General features: G+C 69.2%; 21 protein-coding genes. 9 read left to right on the forward strand and 12 right to left on the reverse strand.

From position 1 onward, the window contains the following. Positions 1–122: 122 nt before the first annotated feature. Together DLJ53_RS25900 and DLJ53_RS25905 are read left to right on the forward strand one after the other, a co-directional pair. The gene (locus DLJ53_RS25900) at positions 123–851 is read left to right on the forward strand and encodes an AzlC family ABC transporter permease (RefSeq protein WP_162409559.1); all 729 of its coding nucleotides are present in this window, start codon (positions 123–125) and stop codon (positions 849–851) included. Next, positions 848–1216: an AzlD domain-containing protein gene (locus DLJ53_RS25905; protein ID WP_111350689.1), complete on the forward strand. Its 369-nt coding sequence runs from the start codon at positions 848–850 to the stop codon at positions 1214–1216. The genes DLJ53_RS25900 and DLJ53_RS25905 overlap by 4 nt, the downstream gene beginning before the upstream one ends. A gap of 49 nt (positions 1217–1265) precedes the next feature. On the opposite strand, the gene DLJ53_RS25910 is transcribed toward DLJ53_RS25905, so the two are convergent. From DLJ53_RS25910 to DLJ53_RS25925, 4 genes are all read right to left on the reverse strand, one after another. Then, positions 1266–1691, reverse strand: a complete 426-nt coding sequence (locus DLJ53_RS25910; protein ID WP_111350691.1) for an HIT family protein — start codon at positions 1689–1691, stop codon at positions 1266–1268. A 76-nt stretch (positions 1692–1767) separates the two neighbouring features. After that, a complete protein-coding gene (locus DLJ53_RS25915) occupies positions 1768–2973 on the reverse strand; it encodes a GNAT family N-acetyltransferase (RefSeq protein ID WP_111350693.1) in 1206 nt (401 codons plus the stop codon). Positions 2974–3126: 153 nt separating this feature from the next. Continuing rightward, positions 3127–3861, reverse strand: a complete 735-nt coding sequence (locus tag DLJ53_RS25920) for a glycerophosphodiester phosphodiesterase family protein (protein WP_111350695.1) — start codon at positions 3859–3861, stop codon at positions 3127–3129. Then, positions 3855–4319, reverse strand: a complete 465-nt coding sequence (locus DLJ53_RS25925; RefSeq protein WP_111350697.1) for a RidA family protein — start codon at positions 4317–4319, stop codon at positions 3855–3857. The genes DLJ53_RS25920 and DLJ53_RS25925 overlap by 7 nt, the downstream gene beginning before the upstream one ends. Before the next feature lie 140 nt (positions 4320–4459). Here DLJ53_RS25925 and DLJ53_RS25930 point away from each other — a divergent pair, with 140 nt between their 5' ends. After that, on the forward strand, positions 4460–5383 hold the full coding sequence (locus DLJ53_RS25930) for an EipB family protein (RefSeq protein ID WP_111350868.1): 924 nt from the start codon (positions 4460–4462) through the stop codon (positions 5381–5383). Here the strand turns inward: DLJ53_RS25930 and DLJ53_RS25935 are convergent. Beyond that, on the reverse strand, positions 5278–6147 hold the full coding sequence (locus tag DLJ53_RS25935) for a class I SAM-dependent methyltransferase (RefSeq protein WP_111350870.1): 870 nt from the start codon (positions 6145–6147) through the stop codon (positions 5278–5280). The two genes, DLJ53_RS25930 and DLJ53_RS25935, sit on opposite strands and share 106 nt — an antisense overlap. A gap of 123 nt (positions 6148–6270) precedes the next feature. Here DLJ53_RS25935 and gloB point away from each other — a divergent pair, with 123 nt between their 5' ends. From gloB to DLJ53_RS25950, 3 genes are all read left to right on the forward strand, one after another. Then, positions 6271–7029 carry a hydroxyacylglutathione hydrolase gene (gene gloB / locus DLJ53_RS25940; RefSeq protein WP_202913361.1) on the forward strand — a complete coding sequence of 253 codons (759 nt, stop codon included), beginning with the start codon at positions 6271–6273 and terminating at the stop codon, positions 7027–7029. Between the two features lie 11 nt (positions 7030–7040). Beyond that, positions 7041–7478 (forward strand): cupin domain-containing protein, encoded by a 438-nt coding sequence (locus tag DLJ53_RS25945; RefSeq protein ID WP_111350874.1) that lies wholly within the window; start codon positions 7041–7043, stop codon positions 7476–7478. Between the two features lie 68 nt (positions 7479–7546). After that, positions 7547–8491 (forward strand): calcium/sodium antiporter, encoded by a 945-nt coding sequence (locus tag DLJ53_RS25950; RefSeq protein ID WP_111350876.1) that lies wholly within the window; start codon positions 7547–7549, stop codon positions 8489–8491. A gap of 95 nt (positions 8492–8586) precedes the next feature. Here DLJ53_RS25950 and phbB read toward each other — a convergent pair whose 3' ends face one another. From phbB to DLJ53_RS25965, 3 genes are all read right to left on the reverse strand, one after another. After that, positions 8587–9309 carry an acetoacetyl-CoA reductase gene (gene phbB / locus DLJ53_RS25955; protein WP_111350878.1) on the reverse strand — a complete coding sequence of 241 codons (723 nt, stop codon included), beginning with the start codon at positions 9307–9309 and terminating at the stop codon, positions 8587–8589. 105 nt (positions 9310–9414) lie between these two features. Next, entirely contained in the window at positions 9415–10242 is an 828-nt protein-coding gene (locus DLJ53_RS25960; protein ID WP_111350880.1) for an alpha/beta fold hydrolase, read from the reverse strand. 35 nt (positions 10243–10277) lie between these two features. Further along, a complete protein-coding gene (locus DLJ53_RS25965; protein WP_111350882.1) occupies positions 10278–11459 on the reverse strand; it encodes an acetyl-CoA C-acetyltransferase in 1182 nt (393 codons plus the stop codon). 233 nt (positions 11460–11692) lie between these two features. Here DLJ53_RS25965 and phaR point away from each other — a divergent pair, with 233 nt between their 5' ends. Beyond that, on the forward strand, positions 11693–12481 hold the full coding sequence (gene phaR, locus DLJ53_RS25970; RefSeq protein ID WP_342353612.1) for a polyhydroxyalkanoate synthesis repressor PhaR: 789 nt from the start codon (positions 11693–11695) through the stop codon (positions 12479–12481). A 243-nt stretch (positions 12482–12724) separates the two neighbouring features. Here phaR and DLJ53_RS25975 read toward each other — a convergent pair whose 3' ends face one another. The 3 genes from DLJ53_RS25975 to DLJ53_RS25985 form a co-directional block, all read right to left on the reverse strand. After that, on the reverse strand, positions 12725–13084 hold the full coding sequence (locus tag DLJ53_RS25975) for a hypothetical protein (RefSeq protein WP_146620091.1): 360 nt from the start codon (positions 13082–13084) through the stop codon (positions 12725–12727). Between the two features lie 216 nt (positions 13085–13300). Continuing rightward, a complete protein-coding gene (gene rpmF, locus DLJ53_RS25980; RefSeq protein WP_111350886.1) occupies positions 13301–13486 on the reverse strand; it encodes a 50S ribosomal protein L32 in 186 nt (61 codons plus the stop codon). 115 nt (positions 13487–13601) lie between these two features. Next, positions 13602–14282 (reverse strand): biosynthetic peptidoglycan transglycosylase, encoded by a 681-nt coding sequence (locus tag DLJ53_RS25985; protein ID WP_111350888.1) that lies wholly within the window; start codon positions 14280–14282, stop codon positions 13602–13604. 95 nt (positions 14283–14377) lie between these two features. Between DLJ53_RS25985 and DLJ53_RS25990 the strand changes: the two genes are divergently transcribed. Beyond that, positions 14378–15250: a polyprenyl synthetase family protein gene (locus DLJ53_RS25990; RefSeq protein ID WP_111350890.1), complete on the forward strand. Its 873-nt coding sequence runs from the start codon at positions 14378–14380 to the stop codon at positions 15248–15250. A gap of 165 nt (positions 15251–15415) precedes the next feature. Continuing rightward, positions 15416–15793 (forward strand): hypothetical protein, encoded by a 378-nt coding sequence (locus DLJ53_RS25995; RefSeq protein WP_146620092.1) that lies wholly within the window; start codon positions 15416–15418, stop codon positions 15791–15793. 52 nt (positions 15794–15845) lie between these two features. Here the strand turns inward: DLJ53_RS25995 and DLJ53_RS26000 are convergent, their stop codons facing one another. Then, positions 15846–17402: a flavin monoamine oxidase family protein gene (locus DLJ53_RS26000; RefSeq protein ID WP_111350894.1), complete on the reverse strand. Its 1557-nt coding sequence runs from the start codon at positions 17400–17402 to the stop codon at positions 15846–15848. Between the last annotated feature and the right edge of the window lie 447 nt (positions 17403–17849).

Below are 17849 nucleotides of genomic sequence, written 5' to 3' on the forward strand. Positions count from 1 at the left end.
AAAAGAGGCGGCCTGCCGGCGGCGGGCCGCCAGGGCCGGGCGGTGGACCCCTTCGTCTGGCCCCCATAGGTTCGTGCGATATGGCGCCTCGCACCGGCCGGGTCTACTGAGGCGGAATGTTGTTGCAGCAGTCCCCACCGGTCGACTCGGCCAGCAGATGGTTCTGGCGCGGCGTCCTCAATGTCTTCTCGATTCCGGCGCTGGTGCTCTTCTCGGCCCAGATCGGGTTCGCCGCGCTCGCGCGCGAGGCGGGCTTCTCCGCCAGCGAGACGATGCTGATCGCGCTCACCGTCTACGCGCTGCCGGCGCAGGTGGTGTTCGTCGGCTTCGTCGCATCGGGGATCAGCCTGCCGGCGGTGGCGCTCGCGGTGGCGCTGTCGTCCGTGCGGTTCCTGCCCATGGTGCTCGCCTGGGCGCCGGTCGTGCGGCCGGAGAAGGGCGGGCGCTGGGCGATGCTTCTCGCGTCCCTCTTCGTGGCGGTGACCGCGTGGGTGTTCGCCATGTCCCACCTGCCGCAGTACGAGCGGCGGGCGCGGCTCCCCTTCTTCATCGGCTTCGGCGTGACCCTCGCCGTGGTCAGCACGGTCGTGGTGGGCGTCAGCCACGTGCTGCTCGACCGCCTGCCGCCGCTCGTCGCGGGCGGTCTGGTCTTCCTGACGCCGATCTACTTCATCTGCGCCCTCTGGGGCGCCGCGCGCGCGGATGCCGACCGGCTGGCGCTGCTTTTCGGCCTCGTCGCGGGGCCGATCGCGGCGGCGCTGGTGCCGGGCCTCGATCTCCTCGTCGCGGGGCTCGTCGCCGGCACGCTGGCCTACGTCGTCGGCCGCGTCACGACACGGCGCCGCGCATGACCCCACCGTCCGGAACGGAGACGCTGCCCGCGCTCACGACCTTCGGGCCCTACCTCGCCATCCTCGTCGGCGCGGCCCTGCCGACGCAGATCTGGCGCTGGCTCGGCGTCATGCTCGCCGGGCGCGTGGGGGATGCGTCGGAGGTCTTCATCTGGGTGAAGGCGGTGGCGACGGCGCTGGTCGCGAGCGTCGTCGCCAAGCTGATCCTGTCGCCGGGCGCGGACCTCGCCACCACGCCGCTGGCGCTGAGGGTCGGCGCCGTTGCCGCCGGGTTCGCGCTCTACCTCGCGACCGGACGGCGCCTCTGGCTCGGGATCGTCGTGACCGAGGCGGTGCTCCTCACCGGCTGGCTGCTGCTGCGCTAGCCCATCCTCCGCCCGATCCGGGCGGGAGGGGGGGCCGGCGCGGCCGTCCTCAGTCGTTGAGCGCGGCGCGCAGCTTGGAAGCGGCGGCGGCGACCTCCTCGGCCGGTGCCACCTGGCCCGAGTGCGGCTTCAGCGCGACGCCCTCGTGGCGCGGCAGGACGTGGAAGTGGGTGTGGAACACCATCTGCCCGCCGGCACCCTCGGAGAACTGCTGCACCGTGATGCCGTCGGCGGCGAACGCCTCCTTCGCGGCGCGGGCGACCTTCTGCACGATGGCGATGGTCGACGCCAGCGAGTCGGGCTCGATGTCGAGGATGTTGCGCGACGGAGCCTTCGGGATCACCAGCGCATGGCCGGTCGCGCGGGGCATGATGTCCATGATCACGCGCGTCGTATCGTCCTCGTAGACCGTCTCCGACGGGATCTCGTTGCGCAGGATCTTGGCGAAGATGTTGTCGGGGTCGTAGGCGGTCATCGGGTCTCCTCCGGGCTCTCGTGCGCGGCGCCCCCTTGTAGCGGGGCTTTGGCGCGCACGCACGCCCGTCCGTCGATCAGCAGGTCGGGTCGTCGCCCTTGCGGAAGGGAAGCGCCTGGTTGAGGTAGCTCTGGTGCGCCTCCACCTCGCGCCGCTCCGCCTCCAGGTAATGCGCGACGGCCGTCCGGAGGCCCGGATGGCCGATATAGTGCGCCGAGACGGTCTGTGTCGGCTCGTAGCCGCGGGCCAGCTTGTGACCGCCCTGAGCGCCCGCCTCGACGCGCTTCAGCTTGTGCGCGATGGCGAAGTCGATGGCCTGATAGTAGCAGACCTCGAAATGCAGGAACGGGTGGTCCTCGGTGCAGCCCCAGTAGCGCCCGAACAGCGTGTCCGAGCCGATCAGGTTGAGCGCCCCGGCGATCGGCCGCCCCGCCCGCTCGGCGATCATCAGGCACACGCAGTGGCCGAGCCGCTCGCCGAGCAGCGAGAAGAACTTGCGGTTGAGGTAGGGCCGGCCCCACTTGCGTGAGCCGGTGTCCATGTAGAACTCGTAGAACGCGTCCCAGTGGGCTTCGGTGATGTCGTCGCCGGTCAGCCAGCGGATCGAGATGTCGTTCGCCAGGGCGTCGCGCCGTTCGCGCTTCACCTGCTTGCGCTTGCGCGAGGCGAGGGCGGCGAGGAAGTCGTCCGGCGTCTCGTATCCGTCGTTGGTGAAGTGGAACTGCGTGTCGGTCCGCAGGAGGTAGTCCTCCGCCTGAAGCGCGGCCACGTCGTCCGACTGGAGGAAGGTCGCGTGGATGGAAGAGGCGTCGACCTCGTCCGCCAGCGCCACGAGCGCCCTGCCGACGAGCTGGCGTGCCTCCGCCGAACCCTCGCCGACGAGGAGCCGCGGCCCCTGCGCCGGGGTGAACGGCACCGAGACCTGAAGCTTGGGATAGTAGCGCCCGCCGGCCCGCTCGAACGCGTCGGCCCAGCCGTAGTCGAAGACGTACTCGCCCTTGGAATGGGTCTTCAGGTACGCCGGCGCCGCACCGATCAGGCTCCCCTCGGCCCCGCGGATCAGCAGGTGGCGCGGATACCAGCCGCTCCGCCCGCCGACGCAGCCCGCGTCCTCGAGCGCCCGGAGGAAATCGTACGTGACGAACGGGTTGAAGGCGTGGCTGCCGCCACCCGACACGCGCCCGCCGTCCTCCACGATCCAGCCCGGGTTGGCGAGATCGTCCCATTGCTGCTTGTCGACGGTCTCCAGGCTGCCCGTGGCCTCGACGGTCATGGTTGGCATGACGGTCCTCCTACTACTCACCACCGCAAAACGGCCGCACCACCGCAAAGCGCGGCAGATTCAATAGGATATGGTCCCGATGGTCGACCTGTCACACCGCGGCGCATCGCGCCGCGCCGCCGGTCGGCCATGCCGGCCGGAGGGGGCGCGCCCCTACGGACGGAAATCCTCGAAAATGATCTGGTCCACGTACGGTGCGAGCCGCTTCGCCTCCATCGGCGAACGCACGGTCCATGCCAGGACGGGGCGTCCGCGACGCCGCGCGATGGACGGGCCGGGATGCGGCAGCGCCGTCGCGTAGTAGGAGACGAAGTCCGGCCTGGTGCGCGGGGTGTGAAGCAGCATGTCCCGCCCGAAGCGCGACACGAGGGAGCCGTGCTCCTCGCCGCCCGCGAGGATGCCGAGGGGCGTGTCCGGCAGCGCCTTGCGCAGGAGCGCGAGGAGGTCCGGGTCGAAGGTCATCACCGCCGCGGCCCCGCCGTATTCGGACAGGGCGCGGGTGATGGCGCTCGTCATCGCCGCCTTGGCGGCGGGGTGCACCGGGGCCTTCGCCTCCAGGAACAGGGGCGAGCGGCCCGACGTCAGGGCGAGCAGGTCGGTGATGGACGAGAACGTCTCGTCCGACCCGGTGATGGTGATCGCCCGCAGCTCGTCCAGCGTGCGGTCGGCGACGCGGCCGGTGGCGTTGGTCATCCGGTCGAGCGTCGAATCGTGCGTGATCACGAGGCCGCCGTCGGCGGTGAGCTGCAGATCGACCTCGATCGCGTAGCCCGCCTCGATGGCCGCCTCGACCGCTCCCAGCGTGTTTTCGACATGGGACGCGCCATGCAGACCGCGGTGCGCGATCGGCCGGCGCGTCAGCCAGTCGGGAACGATGCCGGTTATGATGCGACCTCGATGACCGCCTCGACTTCGACGGCGACGCCGAAGGGGAGGTTCGCGACGCCGACTGCCGCGCGGGCGTGCTTGCCCTTGTCGCCGAAGAGCTCGACCATCAGGTCCGAGGCGCCGTTGATCACTTTCGGATGATCGCCGAACGCCGGGGCGGAGTTCACGAAGCCGTTCAGCTTCACGACGCGGACCACCTTGTCGAGCGAGCCGACGGCGGCCTTCACCTGCGCGAGGATCGCGAGCGCGCAGCGCTGCGCGGCGGCCTGGCCCTCTTCTACGCCGATGGTCTCGCCGCAGCGGCCCTTCATCATCGCGCCGTCGGCGTCGACGGAGATCTGGCCGGAGACGTAGAGAAGGTTGCCGGTCAGCACCGTCGGAACGTACGAACCGGCCGGTGCGCCCGCCTCGGGCAACACCAGGTCCATCTTTGCCAGTTTCTCTTCGACCTGCGACATGGTGATCCCTCGCTGTTGGCTGTTATTGGCTCGTCTACGAGGGCCCGCCGGTCTGTGCAAGCGTGAGCTTTATAAGCCTTCACTTGACGCCCCGGCAGCACCGTGCGCTATGCCGCCGCAATCCTGTCACGGAGCCGTCCATGTCATCTCTCGCTGGCCGTGCCGGTCCTCGTCGCGTCTTTGGCCCCGCCGGGCACGCCGTCCGCATCGCGACGGCGGCGCTGGCGAGCCTTCTGGCGGCTTCCGCCGCGGCGTCAGCGCCGCAACCGGCCCTTGTCCCGCACCGTGCGGTATATGACCTGTCGCTGGCACGCGTGGAGCCGAGCGTCTCCATCCTGTCGGTCAACGGCACGCTGGTCTACGAGCTCGAGGGGTCGCCCTGCGACGGCTACACGGTGACGTCGACCTTCCAGACCAACACCGTCGACCGTGAGGGGCAGATGTCGCGCACCGACCTGCGCACCTCGACCTACGAGACGGTAGGCCCCGCCGAGTTCCATTTCCTCAACCAGACCTTCGCGCAGGACGACGGCAAGACGCTGGTCGACGGAACCGCCACCGGAACCGCGACCGGCACGATGGTCGAGATCAACAAGCCCAAGCCGGCCAGCTTCGAACTGTCGCGCGCCGTCTTCCCGACCCAGCACACGCGCCTCGTGCTGATGGCCGCCGCCAACGGCGAGCGGGTCCTGGAAGCGCCGATGTTCGACGGCGGCGGCGCGGCCGACACCGTCTACGACACCACCACGGTCATCGGCCCGGCGGTCACCAACCTGCCCGGCGCGACGGATCGCGAGCGGGAGGCGTTCGGCGCGCTCGCCGATGCGACCAACCGGCCGACCTACACCACCTCGATCTCCTACTTCGACCAGGCGGCCGACAGCGGCGAGACGGTGCCGGACTACGTCATCTCGTTCCGCATGATGGACAACGGCATCTCTTACGCCGCGACCTTCGACTACGGCAATTTCGTGTTGAACGGCCGGCTCATCGACCTCGAGGTCATGCCGCAGCCGCAGTGCCCGGCCACCGCCGGCGGATCGGAGTCCGACGGGACGAAGTAGTCGTTCGCCGGGCACCCCCACGGGTGCGAGACGCGCGTCGCGGCCGGCTTCGGCACGGGGGAGAGCGACGGCACGAGGTCGGCGAGCTTGCGTGAGCGGATCGGGATGCCGCGCGTCAGCGTCTTGCGGCCTTCGATCGCGACGAGGCCGGCGAACCGCGGCATGACGCGCTTGCCGACATTCTCCCACGCCCGCGCCGAGCCGAGCACGAACCGGGAGTTGGTCGGCGGCACGTAGAGGCAGCGGCGCACCGCCATCGGCTCGATCCAGCTCTCGTGCATCAGCCGGGCGAGCTGCATGCGCGAGAAGGGGCGGCCGAGGCCCATCGGCGTCGAGTCGGCGCGCGCCCAGGCGCCGGCGCGGTAGGGGACGACCGCCAACACCCGGCCCGACGGCACCAGCACCCGCCACGCCTCCCGCAGCACCTCCAGCGGGTCCTTCGTCGCCTCCAGCAGGTGGACGATCAGGAGCTTGTCGATCGAATTGTCCGGCAGCGGCAGACGATCCTCGTAGGCGAGGGCGGTCAGGTTGGCGCCGTCCGGGGGCCAGTGCATCACGCCCTCCGCGGCCGGCATCACCGCGATCACCCGCTCCGCCTCGCCGATGAACGGGCGCAGGTACGGCGTCGCGTGTCCGAGCCCGACGACGCGCTCGGCGCGTACGTCCGGCCACAGCGCGCGCACCTCGGCCGTCACGATCTGTCGGGCGATCCGGCCCAGCGGAGTGACGTAGAATGCACTCAACTCCGCGGCGTCGAGGTGCATACGATCAATCCTTGCTTTTCATCTTCGCATAGCATGCGGTCCGATAAGGACCCAAATAGGGGACGATGGTGGACGTGGTGAGCCTGCTGCGCCAAGGTTCCGCCAAAACGTGCAGGAGCGATCATGGCGGACGTACGGCTCATTCCGTGCCTGTCGGACAATTACGCGGTGCTTGTCCATAAGGATGGCGAGACGATTCTCGTCGACGCGCCGGAGGCCGGCCCCATCAAGGCGGCGCTGGAGGAGACCGGGTGGACGCTGACGAGCGTCCTCGTCACCCACCACCACTCCGACCATGTGCAGGCGATCGGCGCGGTGAAGGGCTCGGCGACCGTGATCGGGCCTGAGGGCGAGGCCGACCGCATCAAGGGCCTCGACCGGACCGTCGCCGACGGCGAGGAGTTCAAGCTCGGCCCCGTCAGGATCCGGGCGATCTCCACCCCCGGCCACACGTCCGGCCCGCTCTGCTACTACCTGCCGGAGGAGCGGATCGCCTTCACCGCGGACACGCTGTTCGCGATGGGCTGCGGCCGGCTCTTCGAGGGCGACGCTGCGACCATGTGGCGCTCGCTGCAGACCCTGCGCGCGGCGCTGCCCGACGATACCGACATCTACTGCGGCCACGAGTACACGCTCACCAACGCCCGCTACGCGCACGAGACGCTGCCGGACGACGTCGCCATCGCCGAGCGGCTCGAGGTCGTCCGCGAGGCGCGCGAGCGCAAGGAGCCGACCGTGCCGACCACCATGGCTGCGGAGAAGGCCACCAACCCGTTCCTGCGGGCCGACGACCCGACCGTCGCCGCGGCGCTGGGGATGGAGGGTGCCGAGCCTGCCGAGGTGTTCGCACGGCTCCGCAAGGGCCGGGACGGGTTCTCTTGAGCGCGCCCGGCATGAACGCGAAGGCCATCATCGCGGCGCTGGACCTCAAGCCGCATCCGGAAGGCGGCTACTACACCGAGACCTACCGCGATGCGCCGGACGGCGGCCGCGGTCATTCGACGGCGATCTACTACCTGCTCGAGGCCGGCGACTGCTCGGCCTGGCATCGCGTCAACGACGCCGCCGAGGTCTGGCACCACTACGCCGGCGCGCCCCTCGCGCTGACGATCTCGCCGAACGGACATGATGCCACATCCTACCGGCTCGGACCCGACATCGCGGCAGGCGAGCGGCCCCAGGTCGTCGTCCCCGCGGGACAGTGGCAGACCGCGGAGTCGCTGGGGGCCTTCACCCTCGTCGGTTGCACGGTCGCGCCCGGATTCGCCTTTGAAGGCTTTGAGATGGCTCCCCCGGACTGGCGCCCGACGCCACGTCCATCGAGCGGCTGAGCATTGAAAACGCGGCTCCGCGTTCCCACACCTCAGCGGTCCGATCGGTCCCACCCAAGGTAGCCTTCATGACTCTCGCCCTCTCGATCGTCGGTGGGCTCGTCGGCCTTTTCGTAGGCGGCGAGTTGCTGGTACGCGGTGCCAGCAACGTCGCCATACGCTTCGGCATGTCCCCGCTCGTGGTGGGCGTGGTCATCGTCGGGTTCGGCACCTCCGCGCCCGAGCTTGTGACCTGCGTGCGGGCCGCTCTCGGCGGCTCGCCCGGCATCGCGGTCGGCAACATCGTCGGCTCCAACATTGCCAATATCCTGCTGATCCTCGGGGCCGCGGCGCTGATGCGGCCGTTCGTGACGAGCCGTGCCGCCGTGCTGCGCGACGGGTCGATCGTCATCCTCACCGCCGTCGCCTTCATGGGCGTCGCGATGACGGGGATGTTCACCCGTGTCTCCGGCCTGGTCTTCGTCGCCGCGCTGATCGCCTACGTCGTCTACATCATCCGCTCCGACCGGAAGGAGGCGGCCAAGTCGGACGACGTGCCGGGCGAGATGTCGTCCTCGCTGGGCCTGTCGATCTTCTACGTGCTCCTCGGCCTCGTCGGCGTCATCGCGGGCGCGGAGTTCCTGGTGTCCGGCTCCGTCGAGCTTGCGCAGCGCTACGGCGTGTCGGAGGAGGTCATCGGACTGACGATGGTCGCCGTCGGCACCTCGCTGCCGGAGCTCGCGACCTCGGTCGTCGCGGCGCTGCGCAAGCACTCCGAGATCGCGCTCGGCAACGTCCTGGGCTCCAACGTCTACAACGCCATCGGCATCACGGGGCTGACGGCGGTGGTCCAGCCCGTGCCGGTCTCGCCCGGCATGCAGGCGTTCGACATCCCGCTGATGGTGGCGATCTCGGTGCTGCTGGTGGTCGTCGTGGCGACGGGGCAGCGGGTGACGCGCTGGGAGGGCGGCCTGCTGATGGCTCTCTATGGCGGCTACATCGCCTTCCAGGCCACGCACGGCGCCGCGACCTGAAGGTCAGAGGCCGGAGAGGCGGCCGCCCCTCGGGGCGGCGCCATTCGATGCCGCGGCGCGCCCTGTGGGGCGCGCCTGCCCGTCGCAGGGCGCCGTCAGGTGATGTACTGGCCGCCGTTGATGGTCAGCGTCGCGCCGGTCATGAACGCGGCCTCGTCGGAGGCGAGGTAGACACAGAGCGCGCCGATCTCCTCGGCCTTGCCTAGGCGGCCCACCGGAATGCCGGAGACGATCCCCTCCAGCACCTTCTCCGGCACCGCGGCGACCATGTCGGTGTCGATGTAGCCGGGCGCGATGGCGTTCACGGTGATGCCCTTGCGCGCGTTCTCCTGCGCCAGCGCCTTGGTGAAGCCGATGACGCCCGCCTTTGCGGCGGAATAGTTCGCCTGGCCCATCTGGCCCTTCTGGCCGTTGATCGACGAGATGTTGATGATGCGGCCGAAATTGCGGTCGCGCATGCCGTTGATGAGCGGACGCGTCACGGCGAACATCGACCCGAGATTGGTGTCGACCACCGCCTTCCATTGCTCGTAGGTCATGCGGTGGAAGGTGCCGTCGCGCGTGATCCCGGCGTTGTTGACCAGAACATCGATGGGGCCGACGCTCGACTCGATGCCGGCGAGCTTCTCCTCGCACGCGGCCGGGTCGCTGACGTCGAACTTGGCGACGGTGATGCCCGTCTCCTCCTTGAAGGCGTTGGCCTTCTCGTCGTTGCCGGCGTAATTCGCCACGACGGTATAACCAGCGGCCTTCAGAGCTTTCGAAATGGCTGCGCCAATACCTCGGGTTCCACCCGTCACAAGTGCAACGCGTGCCATAATTCCTCCCATGAGTCGTCCGCTGCGCGGATCTGTTTGTCCCAGATTCATGACCGTTGACAATGAGGTGCGTCAATTGCCTCGGCGAATGAAAAAGAAAATCGCTTACGTACTGATCGAATTAAAAAACCTTAGCGTGTTTGCTGCGACCGCGTCGGTCGTCTCAAGCTGCGGCAAGTGTCCGGCGCCGTCGAGGCGGACGAATTCGGCAGTCGGAACAAGATCATGGAGCGCCTCGCCGCGCGCCAGCGGGATCCACGGATCGTCGACGCCCCAGAAGATTGCCGTGGGGCAGCGGATGGTGCCGAAGAGCGGCTCAACCTCTGCGGTATATCGCTCGTCGGCCTGGGCGAACTGACGGTAGAAGCTCGTGCGCCCCGCCTCGGTGAGCCAGGGGCCGGCAAGCGCGTCGAGATCGGCCTGCGGCAGCGGGTTCACCAGCGCGCCGGCGATGTAGGCGCGCACCACCGCCTCGTGGATGTGCGGTGGCAGGCCGGTGAAGGCCTCCACGTGGCGGCCGACATGGTCGAAGAAGGCCGAGCCCCACGGGCGCATCGCGACGACGTTCATGAGGATGTAGCCGGCGTAGTCGCGACCGTGCAGCAGGTGGGCGCGCAGGGTGGCGGCACCGCCGAAGTCGTGCGCGAGGACGAGCGGGCGGTCGAGGCCCCAGTGGTCCAGCATGTCCGCGAAGACCTCGCCCTGGACGTCGAGCGAGGTGGCCTGCTCCGCGTCCATCCCGGAGCGGCCGAAGCCGGGCATGTCGTAGTAGTGAAGGCGGAAGTGGGGCTCCAGCAGCGGGATCAGCCGGTGCCAGGAGAAGGACGACCAGGGCCAGCCGTGCGCGAGCACGAGGTCCGGTCCGTCGCCGCTGTGACCCGCCGCGACGGCGCCTGCGCGCGTCGCGACGGTTTCGTCGAGTGTCCAGCTCATCGGGGCTCCGTGATGGGGCCGCCGGGCGGCCCTCGTTAGTTGAGGCTCTCCACGCACAGGGCGACGCCCATGCCGCCGCCGATGCACAGCGTAGCAAGACCCTTGGACGCGCCGCGACGCTTCATTTCGAACAGCAGCGTGGTCAGGACACGGTTGCCCGAGGCGCCGATCGGATGGCCGATGGCGATCGCGCCGCCGTTGACGTTCACGATCTCGTCCGACCAGCCCATGTCCTTGTTCACGGCGCAGGCCTGCGCGGCGAAGGCCTCGTTGGCCTCCACGAGGTCGAGGTCGCCGACCGACCAGCCGGCCTTCTCCAGCGCCTTCTTCGACGCCGGGATCGGGCCGCTGCCCATCACCTTCGGGTCGACGCCGGCGGTCGCCCAGGAGGCGATGCGCACCAGCGGGGTGATGCCGCGCTTGGCCGCGTTGGACTCGCTCATCAGCACCATCGCCGAGGCGCCGTCGTTGATGCCCGACGCGTTGCCGGCGGTGACGGTGCCGTCCTTCTCGAAGGCCGGGCGCAGCTTGGCGACGCTGTCGAGGGTGGCGCCGTGGCGGATGTACTCGTCGGCGTCGACGACGGTGTCGCCCTTGCGGCCCTTCACGGTGACGGGGATGATCTCGTCCTTGAACCTGCCGGCCTTCTGTGCGGCCTCGGCCTTGTTCTGCGAGGCGACGGCGAAGGCGTCCTGCTGCTCACGGGTGATCTGCCACTCGCGCGCGACGTTCTCGGCGGTGCCGCCCATGTGGTAACCGTTGAAGACGTCCCAGAGGCCGTCCTTGATCATCGTGTCGATGAAGGAGACGTCGCCCATCTTGTGGCCGGCGCGCAGGTGCGCGGCATGCGGCGAGAGAGACATGTTCTCCTGGCCGCCGGCGACGATGATGTCGGCGTCGCCGGTGAGGATCTGCTGCATGCCGAGGCAGACCGAGCGCAGGCCGGAGCCGCACACCTGGTTCAGGAGCCACGCGGTCTTCTCTTTCGGGACGCCGGCGGCCATCGCGGCCTGCCGCGCCGGGTTCATGCCACAACCGGCGGTGAGAACCTGACCGAGGATCACCTCGTCCACCTCGTCCGGAGACACGCCGGCCCGCTCGAGTGCGCCGCCGATGGCGGTGGCGCCCAGCGTGGCGGCAGGAACGGTGGCGAACGACCCGTTGAACGCGCCCACGGGTGTCCGGGCTGCGCTGGCGATCACGACGCTTTCGGCCATGTGAGTCTCCTCTTCCTCGGCCGCGCGATGTCCGCGGCGGCCGCTCTTATTGAATTGTGCGGGAACTCAAGAACCCGCATTCGGATGCTGTCAACCAATGCCCCGGATTGGGGCGAGTTCGCAATCGCAGCAATCCCTCTGGTGCAGCGCCGCGTTTACCCTTAAGTTGCTCGGGATCAACGAATATGCGGGGGTTTGCCACCCACAGTCGCGTGGGGCACGGCTGACGCCACATGTACCCCTTCTTCCACGAGGTAAAGATGACAATCGAAAAGCCTTCGACGGTCATCAAGAAGTACGCCAACCGGCGCCTGTATCACACCGGGTCAAGCGCGTACGTCACGCTGGACGACCTGGCCGACATGGTGCGGTCCGGCGAGGATTTCGTCGTACAGGACGCCAAGACGGGGGAGGACATCACCCGGGGCGTGCTGGGCCAGATCATTTTCGACGCCGAGAGCAAGGGGGGCGGTTTGCTGCCAATTGCATTTTTGCGCCAACTGATCACCTTCTACGACGGTCGCATGCAGACCATCGTGCCGACCTATCTGGAGCATTCCCTCGCGTCGTTCGCGCGCGAGCAGGAGAAGCTGCGGCAGCAGTGGAGCGACGCGGTGGGCGAAAAGGCCTTCTCCGTCGTCGAGGATCAGGTGCGGCGCAACATGGACATGTTCCAGCGCTCGATGCGCATGTTCATGCCCTTCGCGACCGAGGCACCGCAGGCCGCGCCGCCGACTCAGCCTCAGCCGCCGGCCGAGAACCTGGCCGAGAGCGTCGCCGCCCTCCGGTCCGAGCTCGCCACGCTCCAGGCGCGGATGGAGGCGCTCACCTCGGCCGAGCCCAAGCCTACCGCCACGAAGCCTGCCGCCGCCAAGCCGGCCGACGGGGACGGTGCCGAGCCGGCCCGGAAGGCCGATCCCGTCCAGGCCTATTCCGAGCACGCCTACACCGAGCAGATGGACGCCGAGGAGGAGCTGGAGACGGCCGATCCGAAGCCGGCGGAAGCCAAGTCCACCGACTGAGCCGTCGTGAAGGAGGGGGCCCGCCCTCCGCTCCTGCGTGTCCGTTCCTACCCCCCGGACCGCCTTCGCCCGCCCCTTGATGGGCCGACTCGGGGGGAGTCCGATCGGGGAGGGTTCCGCCGGGTCCACGTAGCGGGCCGCTGCCTGTCGGCACATACGAAAAGCGCCGCCGGCCGGGGTGCTCTCCGGCCATGCGGCGCCGTTCGGCCCCGAGAGGGGCCGTTCGATCGGGCGGGTGGGTCGTCAGTCCGGGACGGCCTCGACCTTGCTGTGCGAGGCGACCAGCGAGACGGACACGGTCGACAGCGTGTCGACGAGCGCGACCATCGTCAGCAGGAAGAAGGTCGACGTTCCGGCAAATTCCACCGACAGGAACATGATGATGTACACGCAAAGGACGAGCACCATCACCATGTTGCCGAGCACGGTCATGCGGCTCTTGCTCGCCGTGCGCAGGATGCTGAACAGCAGCAGCACGATGGCGAACGCCACCAGGAGGTCGCTGTAGCTCAGCGTCCACTCCTGGCCTGAGACCAGCGTAACGTCGACGACGGTGTTGCTCCAGAACGGGATGACGTTCGGATCCCCTGCGTTCGGCGCCACAAGCGGCTCCTGATACAGGAACAATCCCGCAAAAACGTAGAGCAGTAGCGGAATGAGAGTGAACGGGAAGAGGCCCATTGGAACTGCCTTGCGATCATTTCATACGCTCGTTTGGTCGAGCGTTACCGAATGATCAAGCCTTGCAAGGCGCGATCGGTTCCATGAACCGGCCGATGTGATCACGCCGGCCGGCGTCCTCCCCCGATCGAGGGCCGCTTAGTCGTCGCTCTTCTGCACCAGGATCTGGCGGCCCCGGTAGCGGCCGGTCTTCAGATCGATGTGGTGCGGCCGACGCAGCTCGCCCGAGTCCTTGTCCTCGATATAGGACGGCGCCTTCAGGGCGTCGGCAGAGCGGCGGAAGCCACGCTTCATGCGGGTGGTCTTGCGCTTCGGCACAGCCATGGTCGAAACTCCATAAACCGCGCCTTCGCCGCGCGGAACGTCTCAAGAATGTCGGGAGGCGGGTAAACCGCCGGAAGCGGAGCCAATACAGGCTCGCGCGCGCGGACGCAACCGCTCACGAGCGAAAGGGCGCGGAGAGACATGTAAAGACCCACGGCGCGCGGTCAAGCTCTCTTTCGACATGAGCGATCACCGCGCGCTGTCTTCTCGACGGACGCGCGGCCTTCCGGGCTGACGGAGCGGGCAGGACGGTCGCCAGCGCCAGCGCCTGCTCGCGCGTGAGGTCGCCGGCGCTCCTGTCGAACGCCTGCTGCGCCGCCGCCTCCACCCCGTAGGCCGAACCGCTGAACTGCGCCGTGTTGAGGTAGATCTCGAGGATCCGCTTCTTCGACAGGACGAGGTCCATCCAGAGCGCCAGCGGCACCTCGACCGCCTTGCGCAGATAGCTCCGCTCCGGCCACAGGAAGAGGTTCTTGACCACCTGCATGGTGATCGTGCTCGCCCCGCGCGGCGCCTCGCCGGACATCGCCTCCTCGACGACGAGGCGCATCTGCCGGAGGTCGAGCCCCCAGTGCAGGCAGAAGCGCGCGTCCTCCGCCATGATCACGCCGCGCACGAGGTCCGGCGACATCTCGTCGAGCGGGATCCACTCCTGGTGGACGGTGTCTCCCGCGTCCTGACGACGCATGATCGCGAGGGAGGGCGGGTCCATGTAGGCGTAGACCACCGTCAGGACCAACGGGATCATCACCACGGTCGCCACCGCGGCGCCGAGCGCCTTCAGAATGGCTCCCATGCGGTCTCCTCTCGTCGGTCCATATCCAGCGTCACGAACTGGCGAGCGCCTCGGCAGTTCCCTATCATGCAAGTCCGACGATGAGGGAGGAACGAATGGATTTCGCCGCACGGCTGGCCGCGGCTGCCGAGGCGACGAACCGGGTCATGGATCAGGCCTTGCAGCCATCCCCCGCCGTCCCGGACCGTCTTCTGAATGCGACCCGCTATGCGACCCTCGCCGGTGGCAAGCGCTTCCGACCCTTCCTCGTGATCGAATCCGCCGCGCTGTTCGACGCCCCGGCCGATGCTGCCGCCGCCGTTGCCGCCGCCTTCGAGTGCCTCCATTCCTACAGCCTCGTCCATGACGACCTGCCGGCCATGGACGACGATGACCTAAGGCGCGGTCAGCCGACCGTCCACAAGGCGTACGACGAGGCGACGGCGATCCTGGTCGGCGACGGCCTCCAGGCGCTGGCGTTCGAGCTGATCACCGGCGACCCGGTCCCGTCCGACGTCGCGGGCCCGCTCGCCCACCTCCTGGCGCGCGCGTCCGGCAACGCGGGGATGGTCGGCGGGCAGTACCGCGACCTCAACGCCATCGGCCTCGACGCGGAGGGGATCCGGCTGATGCAGGCGATGAAGACGGGCAGGCTGATCGCCGGTGCGTGCGAGGCGGGCGCGGTGCTGGGCCGGGCCGACGCCGGGGCGCGCGCCGCCCTGGTGCGGTACGGTGATCTGCTGGGCGAGGCTTTCCAGCTCGCCGACGACCTCCTCGACGTCGAGGGCACCGCCGAGGAGACCGGCAAGCGCGTCGGCAAGGACGCCGGGGCGGACAAGGCGACGCTCGTCGGCCTCATCGGTCCGGCCGCGGCGCGCGCCCGCCTCGCCGAGATCGTCGCCGCCGCGGCCGACACGCTGGCTCCCTTCGGCGACCGCGCGTCGGTCCTGAGGGAGGCGAGCCGCTTCGTCGCCGACCGCCGCTCCTAGCGCGGCGCGTCGCGGGCGGCCCGCAGGCATTTCCGAGGGTTTCCGGGGGTGGGGCCGGCGCCGGTCGGGGCGGCCGCCAACCTGACGTGGAGGTGAACGGCCGGCTCAGCACCGCTTCAGCCGCCGCCTGCGAATGTCCTCCCATCAGCAATGGAGGACCTGACCATGACGATCATTCGAACCGCATTGACCGCCGCCGTGCTGGCCGTCCTGCCGATCGCCGCCGCGTCGGCCGCGCCCGGCCCCTCCCAGGCCCGCACAGCGACCATCGAGGGCGGCGTGACGGCCGTGCACTACAACAAGCACGGCAACAAGCACGGCGGCCATCACGGCAAGAGCCACCATCGCGGCAAGGGTGGCCACCACGGCTACTACAAGCGCCCGCCGCACCGCTACGCGCCGGCCTACTACCCGCGGCACCGCGCCTACGGCAGCACGACACGCTACGTGAGCCGCAACGGCTGCCGGGTCCGCGTCGTCGAGCGGACGCGCTACGGCAAGCGCGTTCGCGTCGTCAATCGCTGCGGCTACCCCTACTGGTAAGCCGCCGCCGGAGCCTAGCCGCGGGGCGAGGCTCGAAAGGGCCGGCCTGGCGCTACGCCGCGAGGGCCGCGACGAGGGCCTGCGCGGCGAGGCGCCCGGTCTGGGCGCCGCCGTTCATGTAGCCGTAGTAGGCTGCGGAATACTGCTCGCCGGCGAAGGCCAGGCGGTCCCGCGCTACGGGGTTCGCGACGGCCGCGTCCGCGGTCTCGGTCCAGAAGCAGGACGCAAAACGTGTCTTCTGCCCTGGGCCGAGATTGGTGTAGCTCCCGCCGAGCCAGGGGGTGCGCACCCACCCGGTGTTGCCGGCGAGGCCTGTGTAGGCCTCCGGCAGGCCGGGAAAGTCACGGCCGAGAGCGGTGAGGGCGTCCGCCACGAAGGCCTCGGGGCCGTAGCGGTGGATGTCCTCGGTCTGCGCGCCACCGACGAGGAAGGTGACGCCGCTGTTGGTCTTCTCCGGCTGGCGCACGCCGTCGTCCCAGATGACCGAGGCGGCGATGTCGCTCCACAGGTCGAGGGCGAAGCCGTCCTCGCGCTGCCAGGGGCGGCTGTCGAACCCGGCGAAGACCTTCTCGTTGCGGCCGAGGCGGACCTCGGCGGCGAAGTTCGGCATCAGCGGCGGGACGGGGACGCGGACGCGCATGCCGCCGATCGCCGGGAACGGGACCGCGAGCACCGTGGCGTCGGCGCCGACGCTGCTGCCGTCGGTGAAGGTGATGCGATGGCCCTTGCCGTCCGGCTCGATCAGCGAGGCGCGCTTGCCGCGCTCGATCCGACCGTCGAGCCGCCCGGCGAGGGCGGTCACGATCCTCTCGCTACCGCCCTCCACCATGAACATCCCGTCGCGGCCGGACGTCAGGTCGACGCTGTCGCCGGCGACGGACGGGAGCGCAGAGATCAGCCCCAACACCGACGCCTCTCCGGTCTCGACGCCGTACTCCGCACGGACCAGCGCGGCCATCAGGCCGAGCGACTCGCGCGTCAGCTTGTCCTTGTTCCAGAAGAAATACTCGGCGACCGACATCGCATCGAGCTCGGGCGCGACGGTGGCCCAGTCGGCGTCGAGCCGGGCCGCGTCCTCGGCGAATTGCCGGGCGAGTGGGGTGAGGGCGTGGGCGAGGTCGGCTTCGTCGATCCGCCCGCCTGCGACGTGGTACGCGGTCTTCGGCGCGGCGACGGCGGCCGCGTTCGCGTCCACGTTGACGAGGCCGATACCGAGCGCGCGCGCGAGGGCGATCATGTCGGCATGGTCGGAGCTGATGTACTGGCCGCCGAACTCGGTGATGATCCCGTCGGCGACGAGGCCGACCATGGAGCGGACGCGCCCGCCGACCCGGCCGGACGCCTCGTAGACGACCGGCTCGTGGCCCGCGTTGAGGAGGTGCCACGCGGCGCTGAGCCCGGCGAGTCCGCCGCCGATGATGGCGACCGTCGCCCCTCCGGCACCGGCGAGGGCCACCGGCGCGTTGCCGGCGACCACCGACGCGGCGGCCATGGACTGGAGCATGCGGCGGCGGGTGAGGCCCCCGCCGCTTCCGCGTGGCCGTCCTGCTTCCGCCAGGGCCTCGCCCAGCATCTTGTCGGCACGACGGAACACGAGCGAATGCGCCATGGCCACCCCCGCATGGAGCGCGCCACCCGTACCGTGGCCCGCCCACCGTCAGCCAAGGCTAGCTCATGGCCGCCGACCCCTCAATCGTATCGGTCGACTTTTGCGCACTGTGTGCACAGTCGTGAGCGGCTCTGATGTCGGATATTGCCTGGATGCATCCACGGACCATACCTCATCCGGCGTGATAGTTCCGCCAGTTCCCTTGGGAGCCCCCGTTCAAAGCCGGTGCCGTGGCGCGTTGTCACGCGATATTGTGCATCGATGCGATCACGCCACCCGTGCCTGTCGATTCAATTTATGAAGAGCGGGTGACACCGCGTGGGAGACGGCGGGTCGTCACTCGTCGGCCGACGCAGGCGCGGCTTCGTTGTGCGCCGGGTGCGCCTTCGGCATTCGCCGCCTTTGCCGATCTCGATCCGAGAGGCTGGACGTCGAATTCCGGCGGTC

The sequence above is a fragment of the Acuticoccus sediminis genome (assembly GCF_003258595.1).
In the GTDB taxonomy this organism is placed as follows: domain Bacteria; phylum Pseudomonadota; class Alphaproteobacteria; order Rhizobiales; family Amorphaceae; genus Acuticoccus; species Acuticoccus sediminis.

Coding starts and splice junctions, on each gene's coding strand:
- DLJ53_RS25905 (WP_111350689.1), top strand. CDS start 848: ATGACCCCACCGTCCGGAACGGAGACGCTGCCCGCGCTCACGACCTTC.
- DLJ53_RS25910 (WP_111350691.1), bottom strand. CDS start 1,691: ATGACCGCCTACGACCCCGACAACATCTTCGCCAAGATCCTGCGCAAC.
- DLJ53_RS25915 (WP_111350693.1), bottom strand. CDS start 2,973: ATGCCAACCATGACCGTCGAGGCCACGGGCAGCCTGGAGACCGTCGAC.
- DLJ53_RS25925 (WP_111350697.1), bottom strand. CDS start 4,319: ATGTCGCAGGTCGAAGAGAAACTGGCAAAGATGGACCTGGTGTTGCCC.
- DLJ53_RS25930 (WP_111350868.1), top strand. CDS start 4,460: ATGTCATCTCTCGCTGGCCGTGCCGGTCCTCGTCGCGTCTTTGGCCCC.
- DLJ53_RS25935 (WP_111350870.1), bottom strand. CDS start 6,147: ATGCACCTCGACGCCGCGGAGTTGAGTGCATTCTACGTCACTCCGCTG.
- gloB (WP_202913361.1), top strand. CDS start 6,271: ATGGCGGACGTACGGCTCATTCCGTGCCTGTCGGACAATTACGCGGTG.
- DLJ53_RS25945 (WP_111350874.1), top strand. CDS start 7,041: ATGAACGCGAAGGCCATCATCGCGGCGCTGGACCTCAAGCCGCATCCG.
- DLJ53_RS25950 (WP_111350876.1), top strand. CDS start 7,547: ATGACTCTCGCCCTCTCGATCGTCGGTGGGCTCGTCGGCCTTTTCGTA.
- phbB (WP_111350878.1), bottom strand. CDS start 9,309: ATGGCACGCGTTGCACTTGTGACGGGTGGAACCCGAGGTATTGGCGCA.
- DLJ53_RS25960 (WP_111350880.1), bottom strand. CDS start 10,242: ATGAGCTGGACACTCGACGAAACCGTCGCGACGCGCGCAGGCGCCGTC.
- DLJ53_RS25965 (WP_111350882.1), bottom strand. CDS start 11,459: ATGGCCGAAAGCGTCGTGATCGCCAGCGCAGCCCGGACACCCGTGGGC.
- phaR (WP_342353612.1), top strand. CDS start 11,693: ATGTACCCCTTCTTCCACGAGGTAAAGATGACAATCGAAAAGCCTTCG.
- rpmF (WP_111350886.1), bottom strand. CDS start 13,486: ATGGCTGTGCCGAAGCGCAAGACCACCCGCATGAAGCGTGGCTTCCGC.
- DLJ53_RS25985 (WP_111350888.1), bottom strand. CDS start 14,282: ATGGGAGCCATTCTGAAGGCGCTCGGCGCCGCGGTGGCGACCGTGGTG.
- DLJ53_RS25990 (WP_111350890.1), top strand. CDS start 14,378: ATGGATTTCGCCGCACGGCTGGCCGCGGCTGCCGAGGCGACGAACCGG.
- DLJ53_RS25995 (WP_146620092.1), top strand. CDS start 15,416: ATGACGATCATTCGAACCGCATTGACCGCCGCCGTGCTGGCCGTCCTG.
- DLJ53_RS26000 (WP_111350894.1), bottom strand. CDS start 17,402: ATGGCGCATTCGCTCGTGTTCCGTCGTGCCGACAAGATGCTGGGCGAG.